Here is an 18,803-nt window from a genome sequence, read left to right as displayed (position 1 = left end):
CGCTCAACTTTAACGAGTTTGCCGAGATCTGTCCCACGGTCCGCGCAGGCACCGTTCACGCACCGCCCCCGACGGTGCACACTTGTTACGGCACCGATACGCGATCGTGCGGTTCGGGGCGCCGGGAACAGGCGAGGGAGGACACCGTGGACACGGCTGCAGTCGGGCTCATCCGCACACATTTTGCTGCCGTGACGGCCTCCCCGGAGCGACGTGACCGGTTTGCCCGCACGTTCTACACCCAGTTCTTCGGACGGCTCCCGCTGACGCGGTCACTGTTCCCGGCGGGCATGGACAGCCAGCGCACCAAGATCGTCTCCGCGCTCGAGTACATCGTGAACGGGGCCGACGACACCGCGCGGATGCTGCCGTTCCTCGCCCAGTTGGGCCGCGACCACCGCAAGTACGGCGTCGACCGCGAGCACTATGCGGCCGCCGGTAATGCCCTGCTCGACGCGATCCGCGAGGTCGACTCGAGCGCGCCGTGGACCCCGGCCGCCGATACCGCGTGGCGGGAACTGATCGCGCTCGTCACCACCACGATGTCCGACGCCGCCGACGCCGACGACTGTCCGGCACTGTGGGAGGCGACGGTCGTCAGCCACGAACGGGTGCTGCGCGACCTCGCCGTCGTCCGCCTCGAATGCGACTCCCCCGTCCCCTACGCGCCCGGCCAGTACGTGAGCGTGCAGATCCCGCAGCGACCACAGATGTGGCGATACCTGTCGCCGGCGATCCCGTCGAACCCGTTCGGCCAGCTCGAATTCCATGTCCGACGGGTCTCCGGCGGCTGGGTGAGCCCGGCCATGGTGAACGAGACCGCCGTCGGGGACCGCTGGCAGATCAGCTCCCCCCTCGGCGGCCTGCACGTCGACCCGGACTGCGGCAAGGACGTCCTCATGATCGCCGGCGGCACCGGCCTGGCACCGCTGCGCGCCCAGGTGATGGACATGGCGCACCGCGGCATCAACCCGCGCGTCCACCTGTTCGTCGGCGGCGCCTACCCGTGCGACCTGTACGACATCGAAACCCTGTGGCACCTGTCGCTGAGCAACCCGTGGCTCACGATCGTCCCCGTCACCGAGGAAGACGAAAACCCGTGGTGGCATCCGTATCCCGTCCTCGAACCCCCACACGGACTGCACCAACGGCTACGCGGCCCCATCGGCTCCGTCGTCAGCAGCTTCGGCACCTGGTCCGACCGACAGATCCAGATCTGCGGCTCCCCGGCCATGGTCAAGACCACCGCCTACGCCCTGCAACGCGCCGGGACGCCGGTCGAGGCGATCGCCTACGATCCGCTGCGCTGAGCAGCTTTCCCTGAAAGGATGTCCGTGGACGGCATGCGATCGGCTTCCAGTTCTCCCGAGCCCCGCAACCGCCCCTGGCTCGCCGCTCTCTCGATCACGGCGATCGTGATCGTGGCGATGCTGTTGACTCTTACTCCTCCGTCGACGACCACGGCGGTCGCCGGGGTGGTGGTGACGGTCGTCGGGGCCGGATCGGCTGCGGCCGGAACCGCGCGGGTCCTGCGGGAGAACCGGGGCCATCGGGTGCCGTGGCGGGGCTCCCCACCGGTTCGGCCACGGCAGTGGGATCTGTTGACGGGCACCGGTTCCCCGATGGCCTTCTACGGGCCGGTCGTCACCGCCCGCAGCGTCGACGCCCTGCCCGGCTGGACCCCGCTCGCCGTCTGCGGCCTGCTGATCGCCGTGCTGTACACGGCCCTGGCCCTGCACAATCGGCGTCTCGCGACGGCCTGACACCCGCCGGCGCGCGCATCGCGTGTGGACCCGGACAATAGAGACCATGCAGCAGGAGTCTTGGACCGCGACCGTCGTCGAACATCATCGTCTTCGTGAGGATGTGGCGGTGGTGCGGTTGATCGGTGATCCGGTGCCGTTCCGGTCCGGTCAGTACGTCGACGTGACCGTTCCCCAGTTTCCGCGGTTGCCGCGCCGGTTGTCTCCGTCGTTGCCGCCGTCCCGGGACGGGAAGCTCGAGTTCCATGTGCGGAGTGTTCCGGGCGGGTGGGTGAGCGGGGCGATCGTGTCCGAGACGGCACCCGGTGATGTGTGGACGATGTCGGCGCCGCGCGGTGAGATGAGCGTCGACGTGGACGGTCCGGCGATCGTGATGGTCGCGGGCGGAACGGGTTTGGCACCGATGCGGTCGCTGATCCTCGATCTGACACTGGTGGACAGTCCGCCGCCGGTGTACCTGTTCGTCGGCGGGCGGACCGGCCGCGACCTGTACGCGTCGGACATGCTGTGGCTGCTGACGCAGCAGTTGCCGTGGCTCACGACGGTGCCCGTCGTCGAGTCCGTGACCGATCCGGGCGCCCCCGACGAGTGGTACGACCGGATCGTCGAGCAGGTCGGTCCGGTGAGCTTCCACGAGGACGACCTGCTGGAGGGAACCCTCGCGGACGTCGTTGCCGACCACGGTCCGTTCACCGACCATCAGGTGCTGGTGTGCGGGTCGCCGGGCATGGTGGCCGCCACCCGGGAGCGGTTGGTGGCGGGCGGCACGCCGGTGGAGGCGATCGTGTCCGATCCGATCCATTAGCAGTTCCCACGACCCGATGCGGGCGAATCGCGCGAATCCGCTGCAGAACTAGACGGACGTCCATATAGTCCTGCGTGGACGTGTTTCGGGGACACGGCACGGGGAGATGCGGTGTCGTGTGCGTCCGACCGGCTACCGCAGCCGACGCCTTTCGACTGAATGGAGCTCTTCCGTGAACCACACGACACTTCGACGCGTTGCCGCCGCAGGCGCCGGTGCCGCCATGCTCGCCACCGGCCTGACCGTCGCGGTCGGTGCCGGAACCGCCGCCGCCGCCGAATCCACCTGCCAGCCGACCCGGAACTTCAAGGCCGACGGCATCATCCTCGAGCAGACCGCCGACAAGGCCGAGGTCGCGCCGGGCGGCACGATCACCTACACGACCAAGGTGAGCCGTGAGAGCGGCGCCTGGATGCTCAAGGAGATCGGCCAGTTCCATGATCCGGCCCTGACCCTGAAAGACTCCCGACTGAACGTCTCGTGGGCTGCCGGTGGCCAGAAGTGGGGCGAAACGCACCTCACCAACGACGCCGCCAAGAACCTGTACTGGGAGCGCACCAACAACGGCTGGGCTATGGCCGGCGGCAAGTACGCTGCCCTCGAGATGACCTACACGGTGTCCGAGGACGCGAAGCCCGGTACCCAGCTCGTCAGCGGCGTGCAGGCCAAGCCCGGCGACTGGAACAGCCAGGAGTGGCCGACGGAGGGTGCCTGCGTCACGGTGCGCGACAAGAACCCCGTCGAAACCGTCACCGGCAGCCTCGATTCCAGCGGCCTCGGCTCGATGAACACCGCCAGCACGTCGATGTTCGGTTCGCTGACCAACCCGACCGGCTCGATCACCGACGTCATCAACGGCATCGACTTCGGGAAGATCATCGGCGGCGCGATGGGCAGCTGACCTTCGAAACCGGAAACGCCCGGCCGACGAATCCTCGTCGGCCGGGCGTTGTCGTGTGCGTCTATACCGAGCGCGCGGCACCCGCCCAGAACTGGGCGCGCAGGGCCTTCTTGTCCAGCTTGCCGATGGGGGTGAGCGGCAGCGAGTCGACGAAGTCCAGCGACTTCGGCGCGTGCACCGAACCCTTTGCGGCACGGACCCGTTCGACGAGGTCGGCGGCGTCGACGGCCTGCCCGTCACGCAGCACGACGCACGCCTTGACGGCCTCGCCCCACTTCTCGTCGGGCACACCGACGACCGCGACGGATGCGACGGCGGGGTGCGCGGAGATGACGTCCTCGATCTCCCGGGGGAACACGTTGAAGCCGCCGGTGACGATCATGTCCTTCTTGCGGTCGACGATGTAGAGGAAGCCGTCGGCATCGGCGCGGGCGATGTCACCGGTGTGCAGCCAACCACCGCGCAACGCGTCCGCGGTCTCGGCGGGCTTGTTCCAGTACTCCTTCATCACGAGCGGGCCGCGGACGCAGATCTCGCCGAGCTCCCCCTGGGCCACCTCGCTGAGATCGTCGTCGAGCAGGCGCACGTCGAGCCACGGGACGGGACGCCCGCACGACGCGAGCCGTTCGGGATTCTCGGGGTCGTGCTCTTCCTTGCGCATGACGGTGATCGTCATGCCGCACTCGCTCTGCCCGAAGTACTGGAAGAAGATCTGCCCGAACTTCGCGATGCCCTCCTGCAGCCGCGTCGGCGACATCGCGGCGGCGCCGTAGAACAGGGTCTGCAGGCTCGAGACGTCGCGGGTCTTCAGGTCCGGGTGGTCGAGCAGCATGTAGATCATGGTGGGCACCAGCATTGTTGCAGTGATGCGGTACTTCTCGATCGCCTCGAGCACGGCGCCCGGCTCGAACGCCGGCAGCACCACGAGCGAACCGCCGCGCAGCAGCGTCGGCACGAAGAACGCCATACCGGCGTGCGAGAGCGGCGTGCACGCGAGGAAGCGCATCTCGTCGGGGAACTGCCATTCGGCCATCTGGATCTGCGGCAGCGTCACCCCGGACGCGAAGGTGTTGACGACGCCCTTCGGCTTGCCGGTGGTGCCGCCGGTGTACACCATGCTCGACGGATCACTGCCGTCGACGTCCGCGGCCACCAGCTTCTGCGGCGCGAACGTCGTTGCGAGCGCGAGGATGTCGACGCCCACCTCCGACGGGCCCAGCGAGAACAGGTTCTTCAGGGTCGGGACGGCGGCCTGCAGTTCGGCGGCGCGCCCCTCGAACGCCGTCGGGTCGAAGATGAGGGTCTCGATCTCAGCGTCACCGAGGATGTAGCCGTGGTCGTCGACCGACCCCATCGGGGCGAGCGCGGTGTTGCGGCAGCCGAGCACCATCTGCGCGCCGACACTGATGAGCACCTCGGGCCGATTCTTCGACAGCATCGCCACCGTCGACCCCTTGCCGATCCCCAGCGCTGCGAGTGCCTGACCGAACGAGCTGATCTGGTCGCGCATCTGACCGCCGGTGAGCACGACGTCACCGAGGTAGAGCGCGGGCCGGTCAGCGTTGCGGTCGAGGGCGGTGATCAGCAGGTCCGCCAGGTAACGGGGGCGGTGGAGGACGTCGGCGAGCTCGTCGGTCATGTGCGTTCCTTCTGCGTACTCGTGCCGCGACGGCTCGCAGTGCGCCCGCCGCACCACAGTCGGCCGGTATGTGGTCCGGGTCACCGTCACGATAACCCCATTCCCGCAAAACTGGAACCTGTTCCACCTGCTCGTGCAGTCCTCCCCCTTGCGTTTTGCGCACTTGTCGCGCCGATCCGGGGTCGAAAACCCGCAACAAGTGCGCGAAACGCGAGGGGATGGAAGCGTCAGTTGCGGCCGTCGAAGAGGTCGTCGGGGCGCAGCTTCTCGCCGAGCAGCCGGGCGCGCTTGGACGCGAGACGCTCGAACGACTCGGGATGGGTGAGGATCCAGAAGTCGTCGCGGGCGATGCCGTCGAACAGTCGCGCCGCGGCGTCGTCGGCGGTCATGCCGGCCCGGATCTCCTCGCGCCAGTAGCCGGCGTCGGCGGTCGTCGCGTCGTGCACCGGTGTGTCCTCGAAGATGCGGGTCGCGACCTGCGCCGGGTTGAACACCGACACCGTGATCTGCGGGAACGCTTCGGCGCACTCGAGATAGAGCCCCTCGGTGAGGGCCTGCACGCCGTGCTTCGACGCCGCGTACGCCATCATCCGCGGGGTGATCGCGACGCCCGCCACCGAGCACGTGTTGACGATGTGCGACGGCCGCGGGTCGGCACCCATCCGCGGCACGAACGACCGGACTCCGTGGAAGACGCCCGACAGGTTCACGTCCATCACCCGCCGCCACTCGTCGGCCGGAATCTCCCACGTGTACCCGAGCGACTCGAGTCCTGCATTGTTGAGCAACAGTGTGACCGAACCGAATTCGTCGTATGCGGCGTCGGCCAGGTCGTCGACGGCCGACGGGTCCCGCACATCGGTGGGAACCGAGAGCACCTTCACGCCGGCCAGTTCGGCGGTGACGGCTGCGATCCGGTCGGCGGAGATGTCGGCGAGTACGACGTTCATGCCGAGCGCGGCGGCGCGGCGGGCCGCGGCCGCACCGATACCGCTGCCGGCCCCGGTGACGACGGCGGTTCCGCCGGCGAGATCGTCGAGTTTCACGACGTTCCCTCCTATTTCACGCAGTGGCCCGCATCGACCGGCAGGGTGACGCCGGTGATGTAGCGGGATTCGTCCGAGGCCAGGAACAGGCTCGCATTGGCGATGTCCTCGGGTTCGATGAGCGGGACGGGCAGCAGGTGCATCGTCTGCGTGCCGGCCTCGAACTGTTCCTGCGTGGGATGGTCGACGCCGGGGCAGAACGAGCGCATCGTGCCCGGATTCTGGATCATCGCGGTACGGGTGTTCGCCGGATGGATCGTGTTGACGCGGACCCGGTGCGGAGCAAGTTCCTTCGCCAGTGAACGCATCAATCCGACGATGCCGTGCTTGGCTGCGGTGTAGTGGCCGACGCTGACCAGGCCACGCAGCCCGGCGATGGAACTGATCAACACGATCGAGCCGCCGCGTCCGCCGTCGAGGATGTGCGGGATCGCGGCCTTGCAGGTGCGCCACACGCCGGTGAGGTTGACGTCGAGCATGGCCTGCCACTGCTCGGACTCCATCTCGACCGTCGCACCGGACGAGCTGATGCCGGCGGTCGCGCACACCACGTCGAGCCGCCCGAGCGCCTCCACACCCGCCGCGACCGCAGCCGAGAGCGCCTGCTGGTCACGCACATCCGCCTCGAACGCACAGATCTTCCGGCCGAGGGACTCCACCTGGCGGACCGTCTCCGCGAGATCCTCCGGCGTCGCACCGGGCGTCGTCGAATGGTCGACGGGTGCGCAGAGGTCGACGGCGATCACGTCGGCACCCTCCTCCGCGAACCGGACCGCCTGCGCGCGTCCCATGCCGCGGGCGGTACCGGTGACCAGGGCAACCTTGCCGTCGAGACGTCCTGCCATCACGCCACCTTCTGGGTCTGTCCGGCGTCGACGACCATCTGCAGGCCGGTGACGTACCGGGATTCGTCCGATGTCAGGAACAGCACCGCATTGCTCACGTCGACGGGTTCCACCCACGGCACCGGCAGCAGCATCCGGCGCGACAGCACCTCGGCCGCGTCTGCGGCGGTGGGGTTCTCGATGTCGGGGCACAGCCGGGCGAACGTCGCCGGGTTGAGCGTCATGGGTGTGCCGACGGCGCCGGGATGGACGGTGTTCACCCGGATGGAGCGGGCGCCGAGTTCGTTCGCGAGCGTCTTGGCGAGCCCGGTGACCGCCGTCTTGGCCGCCGAATAGTGCGACGCGCCGGGCACCGCCTTGATCGCGGCCGTCGAACTCGTGATCACGACCGATCCACCGTTCGGGCTCATCTCCGCCACACCGGCTTTGATCGTGTGCCAGGTTCCGGTGACGTTCACGTCGATCGACCGGTTCCAGACCTCGTCGTCGATCTCCCACGACGGCCCGGGATTGTCGGAGATACCGGCGTTGGCAACGATCGTGTCGAGCGGGCCCAGTTCCTGCACACCCGCGCGCACCGCGGCGGTGACTGCGTCGAAGTCACGGGTGTCGACACCGGCAGTGACCACACGGGCGCCGTGCTCCCGCGCGGCGCGGGCAGTTTCGGCCAGAGCCGCCTGACCGTGGTCGCCGGGTAGATCCAGCGCGACGATGTCGGCGCCCTCCTCGGCGAGCCGGACCGCGCATGCTCGTCCGATCCCCCCACCCGCTCCGGTGATGAGCACTACCTTGCCGGTCATCCGCGCCATGGTCTTCCTTTCGTCGCACTCCGACGCTAACGAGCACGTCACAGCACCGGGGAGGGGGCGTTCCATCCAGCGGGAAACCCTCTGTCGCACGGAACACGCCGCAGAGTTCCATGAGACTCATCACAGGACAGCCCCCTGACGGCACGGAGGATCCCATGTCTCTCGACACTGCTACCACCCCCGATACGACCACCGACGAGGCCGAGGTCCGCGAGATCGAAGCCGCGGCCGCACCCACTCGGTTCGCCCGCGGCTGGCACCTGATCGGCCTGCTCCGCGACTTCAAGGACGGCAAGCCCCACTCGATCGAGGCGTTCGGCACCAAGCTCGTCGTGTTCGCCGACAGCAAGGGCGATCTCAAGGTTCTCGACGCGTACTGCCGGCACATGGGCGGCGACCTGAGCCAGGGCCAGATCAAGGGCGACTCGATCGCCTGCCCGTTCCACGACTGGCGCTGGGGCGGCAACGGCAAGTGCACCGACATCCCCTACGCCCGCCGAGTGCCCCCGCTCGCGAAGACCCGTGCGTGGACGACCCTCGAGCGCAACGGCCAGCTGTTCGTCTGGCACGATCCGCAGGGCAACCCGCCGCCGGCCGACGTCACGATCCCCGAGATCGAGGGCTACGGCACCGACGAGTGGACCGACTGGGAGTGGAAGAGCCTGCGCATCAAGGGCTCCCACTGCCGTGAGATCGTCGACAACGTCGTCGACATGGCGCACTTCTTCTACATCCACTACTCGTTCCCGCGCTACTTCAAGAACGTCTTCGAGGGTCACATCGCGACCCAGTACATGAACTCGACCGGTCGCGAGGACATCATCACCGGCACCAACTACGACGACCCGGACGCCGAACTGCGTTCCGAGGCGTCGTACTTCGGTCCGTCGTACATGATCGACTGGCTCGAGACCGACGCCAACGGCCAGACCGTCAAGACGGTGCTCATCAACTGCCACTACCCGGTGAGCAACGACGAGTTCGTGCTCCAGTACGGCGCGATCGTCAAGAAGCTGCCCGGCATGTCGAGCGAGGAGTCCTCGGCGATGGGCGCCCAGTTCGCCGAGGGCGTGCAGCTGGGCTTCGAGCAGGATGTCGAGATCTGGAAGAACAAGGCCCCCATCGACAACCCGCTGCTGTCCGAGGAGGACGGCCCGGTCTACCAGCTGCGCCGCTGGTACCAGCAGTTCTACACCGACGTCGAGAACGTCACCGAGGACATGACCAAGCGTTTCGAGTTCGAGATCGACACCACCCGTGCGGTCGCGAGCTGGAAGCAGGAAGTCGCCGAGAACCTGGCCCGGCAGGCCGACGAAGAGAAGGAACCCACCGCATGAGCTACGAAGTCCTGGCCGCTGTCGAGGCTGCTGCCGACGAACTCTTCATCGAGGGCGAGGAGGCGGAGCGGATCGGTAAGGTCGCCGATGCCACGGCCAAGAAGATGAAGGAGTTCGGCTCCATCCGCATGCTCCAGCCCAAGGAGCACGGCGGTATGGAGGCGCACCCGCGCGAGTTCGCCGAGACCGTCATGCGGACCGCGTCGATCAACCCGTCGGCCGGCTGGGTCCACGGCATCGTCGGTGTGCATCCGTGGCAGTTGGCGTTCGCCGACCCCAAGGTGCAGCAGGAAGTCTGGGGCGAGGACCAGAGCACGTGGATGGCGTCGCCGTACATGCCGGGCGGCATGTGTGTTCCGGTCGACGGCGGCTACACGTTCTCCGGCAAGTGGTCGTTCTCCTCCGGAACCGACCACTGCGACTGGGCTTTCCTCGGCGCGATGGCGTGCAACCCGGACGGCAGCATGGAGATGCCTCCCCGCATGCTGCACGTGATCATCCCGCGTTCCGACTACGAGATCATCGACGACTCGTGGGACGTCGTGGGCCTGCGCGGCACCGGTTCCAAGGACGTCGTCGTCAAGGACGCGTTCGTGCCGGACTACCGCGTCATGGACTGCGACGAGGTCATCGACGGCACCGCTGTCCGCAAGTACGGCCGCACCGAAACGCTGTACCTGATGCCGTGGTCCAACATGTTCCCGCTCGGCATCACGTCGGCCACCGTCGGCATCTGCGAGGGCATGCTGCACCACGCGAACGAGTACCAGCGTGAGCGCATCAACCCGCAGGGCACCGCGATCAAGGACGACCCGTACACGATGTTCGCGATCGGTGAAGCCACCGCGAAGCTGCGTGCGGCTCGGGATTCACTGCTGGCCAACGTCGATCGCATGTGGGATCTGGTCGACGCCGGCAAGACCCCGACGTTCGAGCAGCGTGCTCTGGGCCGCGAGACGCAGGTCAACGCGGCCTGGCAAGCAGTGATGGCGGTCGATCAGGTGTACGCCCGTTGCGGCGGCAACGCACTGCGCATGGACAAGCCGATGCAGCGGTTCTGGCGTGACGCCCACGCCGGCCTGCACCACGCGATCCACGTGCCCGGCACCGTGTACCACGCGGCGACGCTCAGCGGTCTCGGTGTGGACCCGCAGGGTCCGCTCCGCGCGATGATCTGATCCCCCGAATCCACAGTTTCGAATTATCAACGGAGACAAAGGTATGACCAACAGCAATGTCGGCGGCTTCGGTACCGACATCCGCGGTCTGGGCTACGTGAAGGTCCAGACGAACGACATGGAGCGCTGGCGCACCTTCGCGTTCGACGTGCTCGGCTTCGCGAAGGGCACCGGCCCCGACGAGAACGCCCTCTACCTGCGTATGGACGAGCGGGCCGCCCGCATCATCATCGTCCCCGGTGAGACCGACGAGGTCGTCACCATCGGCTGGGAGGTCCGGGACCACGACGCGCTGGTCCGGGTCACCGAGGCCGTGGAGAAGGCCGGTATCGCGGTCAAGCCGCTGTCGCTCGAAGAGGCCGACGCCCGCCGGGTCGAGGAAGTCGTGACGTTCGTCGACCCGTGTGGCGCGACGCTCGAGATCTTCCACGGTGCGGTCCTCGACCACAGCCCCGTCGTCACCCCGTTCGGCGCCAAGTTCGTCACGGGCGCGCAGGGACTCGGTCACGTCGTGCTGCCGACGATGGATCCGAACGGCTCGTTCTCGTTCTACACCGACGTGCTCGGGTTCCTGCCGCGCGGCGCATTCCGGATCCCGGCACCGCCGGAGTTCGGTCCGATGCGGGTGCGTTTCATGGGTGTCAACGAGCGTCACCACAGCCTCGCGCTGTGCCCCGCCCCGCACGGCGGCGCACCCGGGCTCGTCCACATCATGGTCGAGGTCGACACCCTCGACGCCGTCGGACAGGCACTCGATCGTGTTGTCGCGGACGGCTTCTCGGTGTCGTCGACGCTGGGCCGGCACACGAACGACAAGATGGTGTCGTTCTACGTCCGTGCTCCGGGCGGCTGGGACATCGAGTTCGGCACCGAGGGCACGAAGGTCGACGAGAAGTACTACTCGTCCGAGGAGATCACCGCGGACAGCTACTGGGGCCACGACTGGTCGGGCAGCGAACCGCTCGCCGCGATGTAGCCGCAACCGAACGAACGTTCGTCGAGGGGGAATCCGACCGGATTCCCCCTCGACGCGTTTACCATCAGAGTGACCTGCTTCACAAACGCTCACTTCTGTGTCATTATTCCTAATCGAAACACCCATGTCAGATGGGTCTTGCTGCTGCGCTCGACAGAAGTGAGGGAGACATCCATGACTGCATCCGTAACCGCCGACGGAGCCCCGACCGCCATTCTCGAGCGGGTGTCGCTCGTCCTGGACGCGTTCGACGGCCCCGGTCGTCTCACACTCGCCCAGGTCGTCAAGCGCACGGGACTGCCGCGGTCGTCGGCGCACCGGATGCTCGAACGCCTCGTCGACATGCGATGGCTGCGCCGTGAGGGCCGCAACTACGAACTCGGCACCCGGCTGATGGAACTCGGGTCGATCGCCGTCCACCAGAACCGACTGCACGCCGCGGCTGCCCCGATCCTGCAGGAGTTGCACCGGGTCACCGGATACGTCGTCCACTTCGGCGTACTCGACGGCTCCGACGTCCTCTACCTCGACAAGATCGGCGGCCGGCTCGCGGCCGAACTGCCCACCCGCGTCGGCAGCCGCTACCCGGCGCACAGCTCGGCGATCGGCAAGGCGCTGCTCGCCTACGCGCCGAGCACCGGGGACAACCTGGTCCAGTTCACCCCGGAACTGCACAAGGTCCGCGAGATGGGTGTCTCGTACGAGGTCAGCCAGATCTCCGGCGGCATCGGCGTCATCGCCGTCCCGATCGGCACGGTGGGCGATGCGACTGCGGCCCTGTCGATCTGCGGTCCGACCGGGCACCTGAAATTCGACCACCGACACGCGGCACCGGTCCGGATGGCAGCCAACTCGATCCTGCAGTCCCTGACCGGACGCGGACACGGCACCGCCCCGATCACACACCGCAACCGGCTCCAGAGCATGCCGACCGTCGCCGGTCGCGCCCACCTCCAGTACGCCTGACACCCCCAGGAGCACCATGCCGATCGATCCCGAGGTCCAGTCCATGCTCGACGTGCTCGACGCCGGATTCCCCCGCGTCGAGACCATGACGGGTGCCGAGGCCCGCGCCGTCGTCCGGTCCCGCTACCAGCCGAACCCGGACCCGGAACCGGTTGCGTCCGTGCAGGACCGCGAGATCGACGGACCGCACGGTCCGATCCCGGTGCGGATCTACCGCCCCGCGGAGTCCGGGTCGACCCCGCTGCCGGTGGTCGTGTTCGCGCACGGCGGCGGATTCGTCTTCTGCGACCTCGACACCCACGACGGACTGTGCCGGGCGATGGCGAACGGGGTCGGCGCCGTCGTCGTCTCCGTGGACTACCGGCTCGCCCCGGAACATCCGGCCCCCACCGCATTCGACGACGTCTACGCCGCGCTCGAGTGGGCGGCCGTGCACTGCGCCGATCTCGACGGTGATCCGCAGCGGCTCGTCGTCGCCGGTGACAGTGCGGGCGGCAACCTGGCCGCCACCGTCGCCCTCGCCGCCCGGGACCGCCGCGGACCGGATGTCGCCGCACAGGTCCTGCTGTATCCGGTGATCGACGACGACTTCGAAACCGACTCGTACCGAACCTATTCCACGGGACACTTCAACACGCGCGCCGCCATGCAGTGGTACTGGCAGCAGTACGCGCCGGGCGGCGCCGACAGCACCCTGGTCTCCCCGCAACGCGCCGACACCCTGTCCGGGGTCGCGCCGGCCGTCGTCGTCACCGCAAGCCGCGATCCGCTGTCCTCGGAAGGCGACGCGTACGCCACGCGCCTGGCCGCCGACGGCGTCCCCACCGTCCACCGCGTCTACGACGGGCTGTTCCACGGGTTCCTCACGATCCCCGTGCTGTCGATCACACAGATCGCACGCAAGCAGCTGTGGGAGGACCTGCGATCGGTCCTCGCTTCACCGAACTGACGTTCGGGACCGCGCCGACGTTCCGGGCCCGGAGTGGGCGGTCAGGACCGACCGTCCGCCTCGAACCCTGCGACGAAATCCTCCACCTCACGCCATGATCCGGCCACCTCCGGCAGCGGATTTCCCAATTCGTCGTGCTCGTGCACACCCGCGAACTCCGTGGCCGCCTCGTCGATGTCGTCGAGCATCTGCCGAGCCAGGTCGATCTCCGCACGGTAGTAGCGTTCCGCCCACTTCAGGCTCATCTTCGAGTACGCCCACGACGGTTCCCGGGTCGCGTTGGCGGCGTGCATCGCGGCCCGCTCGCGCAGCGTCTCCATGTTCTCGATGTGTGCCCGGACGAGTTCCTTGAGATGTTCCGGCTCGTTGAGGTGGCCCATCCACATCCGCAGCAGCAGGCCGTGCTTGAGCACCGGCTGCTCGACGGGCGCGTCCCGCGACCAGTTCCGCACCGCCCGCGTCCCGGGCCCGGTGATCCGGTAGACGCGCCGTCCCCGCTCCCCCGGCTCGCACACCTGCTCCGACGACACCAGGCCGGCCGCTTCGAGTTTCTTCAGTTCGCCGTACACCTGACTGGTCGACGGACTCCAGTAGAAGTAACCGAAACTCCAGTCCGCCCACTTCTTCAGGTCGTAACCCGTGAGGCCCTCACCCAGGGTGAGCATCCCCAGAACCGCCCAGCTCGTGGCGGGCAACTGCGGGTATCCGACGTCGTCGGCAGGCTCGGTCTCGGACATGAGGAAAGCGTAACAGCCCAGGTAGACGACTGATTACACGTCAGTAACCTCGACCCGCCGAGCGGGAACGAATCTCCCGCTGCGTGGGAGCACGGCAGACGGCAGGGCCACCCGGTGGCTACCGTCGTAGGCGAACGCCAGGAGGTTCGTCATGGAAAGCCTCAACTGCACCAGTTGCGGAAATCGTGTCCTCGTCGAGAAGTACAGCGACGCCCACACCAGCATCCAATGGCTCGAGGACGCCTCGACCGTGTGCCCCGAGTTCGAGGAGTCGCGGACCAAGGATGGCCGCGTGTTCGTCCCCACCTGCCCGAAGCTGCAGGAATCCATCGACGACCTCACCATGTCCGGGCAACTCGGACTGTCGCTGCGCAGCTATCCCGTTCCCGGCCGCCTGGAGTGACACCCCCGTAGGTCCCGACCCTCGGGACCTACACCACCACACCGGCTTTCGTCGACCTACGGTCGAGTCATGAAGTGGGCACTGTCGGGCGCGATGATCGCGACCCCCGAACTGATCGACCTGGCGCGCGTCGCCGACAACTACGGCTACGACGCAATCGCCCTACCGGACTCCGTATTCTATCCCGAACACATCTCCGCCGGCTACCCGTACTCCCCCGACGGCAAACGCATGTGGTCACCGGACACCCCGATGCCGGACCCGTTCATCGCGATGACCGCACTCGCCGCCGTCACCGAACGGTTGCGGTTCTACACCAACGTGCTGAAACTACCGCTGCGCGACCCGCTGCTCACCGCCAAGCAACTCACCTCGATGGCAGTGCTGTCCGGCAACCGCGTCGCCGTCGGCATCGGATTGTCGTGGATCCCCGAAGAATTCACGTTCACCGGCACCGACATGCGCACCCGCGGCGCCCGCACCGACGAGGCCATCGACATCCTGCGGATGGTCTGCGCCGGCCGCGGACCGGAATGGGTCGAACACCACGGCAAACACTACGACTTCGACCGACTGATGATCAGCCCCGCACCCGACGTACCCGTACCGATCTACGGCGGCGGGCACTCCGAACCGGCACTGCGCCGCGCCGCCCGCCGCACCGACGGCTGGATCTCCGTCAACGCCACCCTCGCCGACCTCACGACCGCCATCACCCGACTGCACGAACTGCGCACCGAATACGGCCGCGACCACCTCCCCTTCGAAATCGACGCCTCCCCCACCGACGTCACCGACATCGACGGCTACCGCCGCCTCGCCGACCTCGGCGTCACCCGCATCCGCGTCTCCCCCTCACGAATGTACGACGCCGACCCCACCGACCCCGCCGCCCGACTCGACGCGGTCCGCCGCTTCGCCGACGCCGCCATGTGACGGTGGTCCCCCGGCACAGCTGAAGGGTCCTTTTGTTCGGCAGAGGCGAACAAAAGGACCCTTCAGCTGACCACGGGGGCAGGCCTCAGACCCGCCCGAAGTAGGCGTCCTGGAGTACCGCCATGTCGTCGATGTCGGATGCCGGCGCATCCATGACGACCTTGCCGATGTCGAGGACGGTGACGTGGTCGGCGACGCGCATCGCGGCTTCGACGGCCTGCTCGACGAGCAGCACGGCCAGTCCGGTCTCCTTGAGGAGTTGGACGCGTTCCATGACTTCGTTGACGATGACGGGGGCGAGGCCGCCGGACGGTTCGTCGAGCAGCAGCAGTCGTGGGTTCGACATGAGGGCGGCGCCGATGGCCAGCATCTGTTGTTGTCCGCCGGACATGGAGCCGGCCAGCAGGTTCCGTTTCTCGCCGAGGATGGGGAACATGTCGTAGATGCGGTCGACGTCGGGTTGCAGTGCCCGTCGCCGTAGCCGGCGGGTGTAGCCGCCGAGGAGCAGGTTCTGTTCGACGGTCTGCTTGTGGAAGACGCGTTTTCCTTCCTGCACGTACGCCATGCCGCGGCGGACCCGTTGGTGGGCGGTGACACCGGAGATGTCGTCGCCGTCCATTTCGATGGTGCCGCCGTGGACCTTGTTCAGGCCCGAGATCGCGCGCAGTGTGCTGGTCTTGCCGGCGCCGTTGCGGCCGAGGAGGGCGGTCACCTTGCCGGGGTGGACGTCGAAGGAGACGTCCCAGACCACTTTGAGGTCGCCGTATCCGGTCTGCAGGTTCTTCACGCTCAGAACGGGTTCCATCACTCCACCCTTTCCAGCTCGGCAGCGGTGTCGCTGTCGGGGTCGATGCCGAGGTATTCGCTGAGGACCCGTGGATGCCGTTCGATCTCGGCGGGGGTACCGGTGGCGATGACTTGTCCCTGTGCGAGCACGACGATGGTGTCGGCGAGGGAGAGCACGAGCCGGAAGTTGTGTTCCACCAGTAGGACCGTGGCGCCTGCGTCACGCAGTGCCCGGATGAGCACCGACAGGCGCACGAGTTCGTCCTCGTCCATGCCGGACGCGATCTCGTCGAGCAGCACCACCCGCGGCTGCGCGACGACGGCGCGGGCGACTTCGAGCATGCGTCGCATCCCGAGGGGCAGGGACGTCGCGATCTCACCCCGCAGGTGCGACATTCCGACGAGGTCGAGAACGCGGTCGGCCTCGGCGAGGTCGGCGGCCGCAACCTTGCGGAAGCTCGGCAGCCGCAGCACCGCGGACAGCATCGACGCCCGATCGGTCATGTAGCGTCCCGACGCGACGGCCTCGAGGACGGTGACGTTCTCGGGGATGTTCGGGGTCTGGAAGGTGCGTGCGACGCCTTCGCGGGCCACCCGGTACGACGACAACTCCTGAACCTCGGTGCTGCCGACGATGATTCGCCCGGCATCCGCGGTGTAGAAACCGCAGATCATGTTCAGCATCGTGGTCTTGCCGGATCCGTTCGGTCCGATGAGCGCCGTCACCTGTCCCGGCTCGGCTCGCAGCGACGCATCCTTCAACGCCTGGTTGCCGCCGAACGCCTTGGAGATGCCGTCGACCTCGAGGACAGCACCGGCGATCGGGTCGACGACGGGAATCTCGTTCGGGTCCCGGGGTTCCGGTCGTTCGGCGACACCGATGCCGGCCTTGCGGTCGAGCCTGGCGGCCAGTCCCCGGAACACCTTGACCAGGCCGCCGGACAGCAGCACGCCGCCGAGGATGAGGAATCCGCCGTAGAACAACAGCGAGTACTCCTGGAACGCGGTGGACTGGTTGGGGCCGAACTGCATGATGGCTGCGCCGATCACGGCACCGTAGACACTCGCCGAGCCGCCGAGGATCGACGCCGCCAGGACGGCCGTCGCGAACGTGAACCCGAACGCCTCGGGGGCGATGAACAGGTCGGTGTTCGCGAACAGTGCGCCCGCCAGGCCCGCCGGCAGTGCACCGATCGCGTAGCCGAGCAACTTCATCCGATACACCGACACGCCCTGCGACTGTGCGAGCACCGGCGACTGCTTGAGCGTCCGGAACGCGATGCCGTGCCGCGACACCACCAGGTTGCGCATCACCACGAACCACAGGATCGTCACGGCGACGACGACGTAGTAGAAGTTCTTGTCGATGTCCTGCCCGAGCAGTGTCGGCGGTTCCATCCCGGACAGTCCGTTGCGGCCGCCGGTGTTGCCACCGAAGATCGCGAGAATGTCGGGTACCAGCAGCACCAGGAAGAACGACGTCATTGCGAGCGACCAACTACCCAGTCGCAGACCGGGAATGCCGGTGACGATGCCGACGACGAGCGCGACCGCCCCCGCCGCCACCAACTGCAGCAGGATCTCGGTGTGCCCGGCCTGCGACATCAGTCCGGCCGTGTAGGCGCCGGCCGCGTACATCGCCGCCTGACCGAGTGCGAGTTCACCGGCGTAGCCGAGACTCAGGTTCAGGCCGCTGACGACGAGCGCCAGGATGCACGCGAGTTGCAGCTGCCGAGTGTCGGACGCTGCGAGTCCCAGCATGGGCGCGAAGAACACGGCCGCCGCGAAGACGAGTGCGAAGACCCATCCGGGGATCGTGCGGATTGTTCGCCAGATCTGCATGGGTCACACCACCCGTTCCTTGACTGTGCCGAACAGTCCGGCCGGCTTGACCATGAGGACGACGATCAGGACGGTGAACACCGCGATGTTGCTGTACTGGCTGCCGGCCCACAGTGCGGTGAACGATTCGACGAGACCGACGGTGAGTCCGCCGATCAGGGCACCCGGCAGCGACCCGAAGCCGCCGATCGCGAGCGCCACGAAACCCTTGAGCGCCAATGCCGCTCCGAGTGTCGCGACCGCGAACGTCTTGGGGCCGACGAACAGTCCGAGGACACCGGCGAGCGCACCGGAGAGCGCGAACGCGCCCATCGCGATCCGACGCACGTTGACGCCGCGGAGCATCGCGGCCTCCCGGTCCTCGGAGACGCCCATGAGCGCCAGGCCTGTCATGGTCTTCTTGCTCAGCTGCCCGAGCCCGACGACGAGCACGATCGACAGCACCAACAGCGCGATCTCGTACGGGTAGGTGCGTCCACCGAGGACGGTGATCGGATCACTGGATCCGAAGAACGGGACAGTGAGCGGTTCGCTGCCCCAGATCAATTGGGTGGCGCCGTTGAGCAGTGTCGCCACACCCAGGGTGGTGACGAGTTGGTTCTGGTGATCGGCGACCGGTCTGATCGCGATCTGTTCCTCGATCGCAGCGAGGATCATCACGGTCACCGTCGCCATGACCGCCACCACCAGGACCGGAAGTTTCAGCGTCACCAGGCCGGTGTAGGCGACGAACGTGCCGACCATCATCAACTGGGCCTGAGCGAAGTTGAACGTGTTCGACGAGACGAACACGATGTTGTATCCGATCGCGACCAGCACGTACACGGCGCCGAGCGCGAGCCCGGACCACAGAATCGTCATCGCAGTTCCCTCCTCTCCGTGAGG

General features: G+C 67.4%; 19 protein-coding genes. 11 read left to right on the top strand and 8 right to left on the bottom strand.

What is annotated here, in order from left to right:
• The first annotated feature begins 191 nt into the window (after positions 1–191).
• From E0497_RS06535 to E0497_RS06520, 4 genes are all read left to right on the top strand, one after another.
• Entirely contained in the window at positions 192–1,310 is a 1,119-nt protein-coding gene (locus tag E0497_RS06535; RefSeq protein WP_421958314.1) for an FAD-binding oxidoreductase, read from the top strand.
• A gap of 33 nt (positions 1,311–1,343) precedes the next feature.
• Positions 1,344–1,763: a hypothetical protein gene (locus E0497_RS06530; protein WP_137723979.1), complete on the top strand. Its 420-nt coding sequence runs from the start codon at positions 1,344–1,346 to the stop codon at positions 1,761–1,763.
• 46 nt (positions 1,764–1,809) lie between these two features.
• Positions 1,810–2,568: an FAD-binding oxidoreductase gene (locus E0497_RS06525; protein ID WP_137723978.1), complete on the top strand. Its 759-nt coding sequence runs from the start codon at positions 1,810–1,812 to the stop codon at positions 2,566–2,568.
• Positions 2,569–2,740: 172 nt separating this feature from the next.
• Complete coding sequence (locus E0497_RS06520) at positions 2,741–3,469, top strand: hypothetical protein (protein WP_137723977.1); 729 nt, start codon at positions 2,741–2,743, stop codon at positions 3,467–3,469.
• Between the two features lie 61 nt (positions 3,470–3,530).
• Here E0497_RS06520 and E0497_RS06515 read toward each other — a convergent pair whose 3' ends face one another.
• The 4 genes from E0497_RS06515 to E0497_RS06500 all read right to left on the bottom strand — a co-directional run bounded on the left by E0497_RS06515 (position 3,531) and on the right by E0497_RS06500 (position 7,808).
• The gene (locus tag E0497_RS06515; RefSeq protein ID WP_137723976.1) at positions 3,531–5,108 is read right to left on the bottom strand and encodes an AMP-binding protein; all 1,578 of its coding nucleotides are present in this window, start codon (positions 5,106–5,108) and stop codon (positions 3,531–3,533) included.
• Between the two features lie 227 nt (positions 5,109–5,335).
• Positions 5,336–6,154, bottom strand: a complete 819-nt coding sequence (locus tag E0497_RS06510) for an SDR family NAD(P)-dependent oxidoreductase (RefSeq protein WP_137723975.1) — start codon at positions 6,152–6,154, stop codon at positions 5,336–5,338.
• An 11-nt stretch (positions 6,155–6,165) separates the two neighbouring features.
• Positions 6,166–6,999, bottom strand: a complete 834-nt coding sequence (locus tag E0497_RS06505) for a mycofactocin-coupled SDR family oxidoreductase (protein WP_137723974.1) — start codon at positions 6,997–6,999, stop codon at positions 6,166–6,168.
• A complete protein-coding gene (locus tag E0497_RS06500) occupies positions 6,999–7,808 on the bottom strand; it encodes a mycofactocin-coupled SDR family oxidoreductase (protein ID WP_137723973.1) in 810 nt (269 codons plus the stop codon). Before E0497_RS06500 ends, E0497_RS06505 begins: the two co-directional genes overlap by 1 nt.
• Positions 7,809–7,963: 155 nt before the next feature.
• On the opposite strand from E0497_RS06500, the gene E0497_RS06495 reads away from it, so the two are divergent.
• From E0497_RS06495 to E0497_RS06475, 5 genes are all read left to right on the top strand, one after another.
• Positions 7,964–9,145, top strand: a complete 1,182-nt coding sequence (locus tag E0497_RS06495) for a 3-ketosteroid-9-alpha-monooxygenase, oxygenase component (RefSeq protein ID WP_137723972.1) — start codon at positions 7,964–7,966, stop codon at positions 9,143–9,145.
• Positions 9,142–10,323 carry an acyl-CoA dehydrogenase family protein gene (locus E0497_RS06490; RefSeq protein WP_137723971.1) on the top strand — a complete coding sequence of 394 codons (1,182 nt, stop codon included), beginning with the start codon at positions 9,142–9,144 and terminating at the stop codon, positions 10,321–10,323. The genes E0497_RS06495 and E0497_RS06490 overlap by 4 nt, the downstream gene beginning before the upstream one ends.
• A gap of 43 nt (positions 10,324–10,366) precedes the next feature.
• Positions 10,367–11,299, top strand: coding sequence for a biphenyl-2,3-diol 1,2-dioxygenase (bphC, locus tag E0497_RS06485; protein ID WP_137723970.1), 933 nt, complete (start codon positions 10,367–10,369; stop codon positions 11,297–11,299).
• 174 nt (positions 11,300–11,473) lie between these two features.
• Complete coding sequence (locus tag E0497_RS06480; RefSeq protein WP_137723969.1) at positions 11,474–12,265, top strand: IclR family transcriptional regulator; 792 nt, start codon at positions 11,474–11,476, stop codon at positions 12,263–12,265.
• 16 nt (positions 12,266–12,281) lie between these two features.
• Complete coding sequence (locus E0497_RS06475) at positions 12,282–13,214, top strand: alpha/beta hydrolase (protein ID WP_137723968.1); 933 nt, start codon at positions 12,282–12,284, stop codon at positions 13,212–13,214.
• 41 nt (positions 13,215–13,255) lie between these two features.
• On the opposite strand, the gene E0497_RS06470 is transcribed toward E0497_RS06475, so the two are convergent.
• Positions 13,256–13,951, bottom strand: coding sequence for a PadR family transcriptional regulator (locus E0497_RS06470; RefSeq protein WP_137723967.1), 696 nt, complete (start codon positions 13,949–13,951; stop codon positions 13,256–13,258).
• A gap of 151 nt (positions 13,952–14,102) precedes the next feature.
• Between E0497_RS06470 and E0497_RS06465 the strand changes: the two genes are divergently transcribed.
• Together E0497_RS06465 and E0497_RS06460 are read left to right on the top strand one after the other, a co-directional pair.
• On the top strand, positions 14,103–14,354 hold the full coding sequence (locus tag E0497_RS06465) for a hypothetical protein (protein ID WP_137723966.1): 252 nt from the start codon (positions 14,103–14,105) through the stop codon (positions 14,352–14,354).
• A gap of 69 nt (positions 14,355–14,423) precedes the next feature.
• Entirely contained in the window at positions 14,424–15,290 is an 867-nt protein-coding gene (locus tag E0497_RS06460) for a TIGR03619 family F420-dependent LLM class oxidoreductase (RefSeq protein WP_137723965.1), read from the top strand.
• Between the two features lie 85 nt (positions 15,291–15,375).
• Here E0497_RS06460 and E0497_RS06455 read toward each other — a convergent pair whose 3' ends face one another.
• The 3 genes from E0497_RS06455 to E0497_RS06445 are packed head-to-tail and all read right to left on the bottom strand — an operon-like array spanning position 15,376 to position 18,779.
• Complete coding sequence (locus tag E0497_RS06455; RefSeq protein ID WP_137723964.1) at positions 15,376–16,095, bottom strand: ABC transporter ATP-binding protein; 720 nt, start codon at positions 16,093–16,095, stop codon at positions 15,376–15,378.
• Positions 16,095–17,918: a branched-chain amino acid ABC transporter ATP-binding protein/permease gene (locus E0497_RS06450; protein ID WP_137723963.1), complete on the bottom strand. Its 1,824-nt coding sequence runs from the start codon at positions 17,916–17,918 to the stop codon at positions 16,095–16,097. Before E0497_RS06450 ends, E0497_RS06455 begins: the two co-directional genes overlap by 1 nt.
• A 3-nt stretch (positions 17,919–17,921) precedes the next feature.
• Positions 17,922–18,779, bottom strand: coding sequence for a branched-chain amino acid ABC transporter permease (locus E0497_RS06445; protein ID WP_137723962.1), 858 nt, complete (start codon positions 18,777–18,779; stop codon positions 17,922–17,924).
• Between the last annotated feature and the right edge of the window lie 24 nt (positions 18,780–18,803).

Source organism: Prescottella subtropica, from assembly GCF_005434945.1.
GTDB classification, from domain to species: Bacteria; Actinomycetota; Actinomycetes; order Mycobacteriales; family Mycobacteriaceae; genus Prescottella; species Prescottella subtropica.
The sequence above is the reverse complement of the archived record's forward strand: the minus strand, read 5'-3'. Positions and strand labels throughout refer to the sequence as shown.

Bases quoted from the DNA above. Each gene is read 5' to 3' on its own strand.
- E0497_RS06530 (WP_137723979.1), top strand. From the start codon at position 1,344: ATGCGATCGGCTTCCAGTTCTCCCGAGCCCCGCAACCGCCCCTGGCTC.
- E0497_RS06475 (WP_137723968.1), top strand. From the start codon at position 12,282: ATGCCGATCGATCCCGAGGTCCAGTCCATGCTCGACGTGCTCGACGCC.
- E0497_RS06505 (WP_137723974.1), bottom strand. From the start codon at position 6,999: ATGGCAGGACGTCTCGACGGCAAGGTTGCCCTGGTCACCGGTACCGCC.
- bphC (WP_137723970.1), top strand. From the start codon at position 10,367: ATGACCAACAGCAATGTCGGCGGCTTCGGTACCGACATCCGCGGTCTG.
- E0497_RS06500 (WP_137723973.1), bottom strand. From the start codon at position 7,808: ATGGCGCGGATGACCGGCAAGGTAGTGCTCATCACCGGAGCGGGTGGG.
- E0497_RS06495 (WP_137723972.1), top strand. From the start codon at position 7,964: ATGTCTCTCGACACTGCTACCACCCCCGATACGACCACCGACGAGGCC.
- E0497_RS06465 (WP_137723966.1), top strand. From the start codon at position 14,103: ATGGAAAGCCTCAACTGCACCAGTTGCGGAAATCGTGTCCTCGTCGAG.
- E0497_RS06470 (WP_137723967.1), bottom strand. From the start codon at position 13,951: ATGTCCGAGACCGAGCCTGCCGACGACGTCGGATACCCGCAGTTGCCC.
- E0497_RS06480 (WP_137723969.1), top strand. From the start codon at position 11,474: ATGACTGCATCCGTAACCGCCGACGGAGCCCCGACCGCCATTCTCGAG.
- E0497_RS06490 (WP_137723971.1), top strand. From the start codon at position 9,142: ATGAGCTACGAAGTCCTGGCCGCTGTCGAGGCTGCTGCCGACGAACTC.
- E0497_RS06450 (WP_137723963.1), bottom strand. From the start codon at position 17,918: ATGCAGATCTGGCGAACAATCCGCACGATCCCCGGATGGGTCTTCGCA.
- E0497_RS06460 (WP_137723965.1), top strand. From the start codon at position 14,424: ATGAAGTGGGCACTGTCGGGCGCGATGATCGCGACCCCCGAACTGATC.
- E0497_RS06445 (WP_137723962.1), bottom strand. From the start codon at position 18,779: ATGACGATTCTGTGGTCCGGGCTCGCGCTCGGCGCCGTGTACGTGCTG.
- E0497_RS06515 (WP_137723976.1), bottom strand. From the start codon at position 5,108: ATGACCGACGAGCTCGCCGACGTCCTCCACCGCCCCCGTTACCTGGCG.
- E0497_RS06525 (WP_137723978.1), top strand. From the start codon at position 1,810: ATGCAGCAGGAGTCTTGGACCGCGACCGTCGTCGAACATCATCGTCTT.
- E0497_RS06455 (WP_137723964.1), bottom strand. From the start codon at position 16,095: ATGGAACCCGTTCTGAGCGTGAAGAACCTGCAGACCGGATACGGCGAC.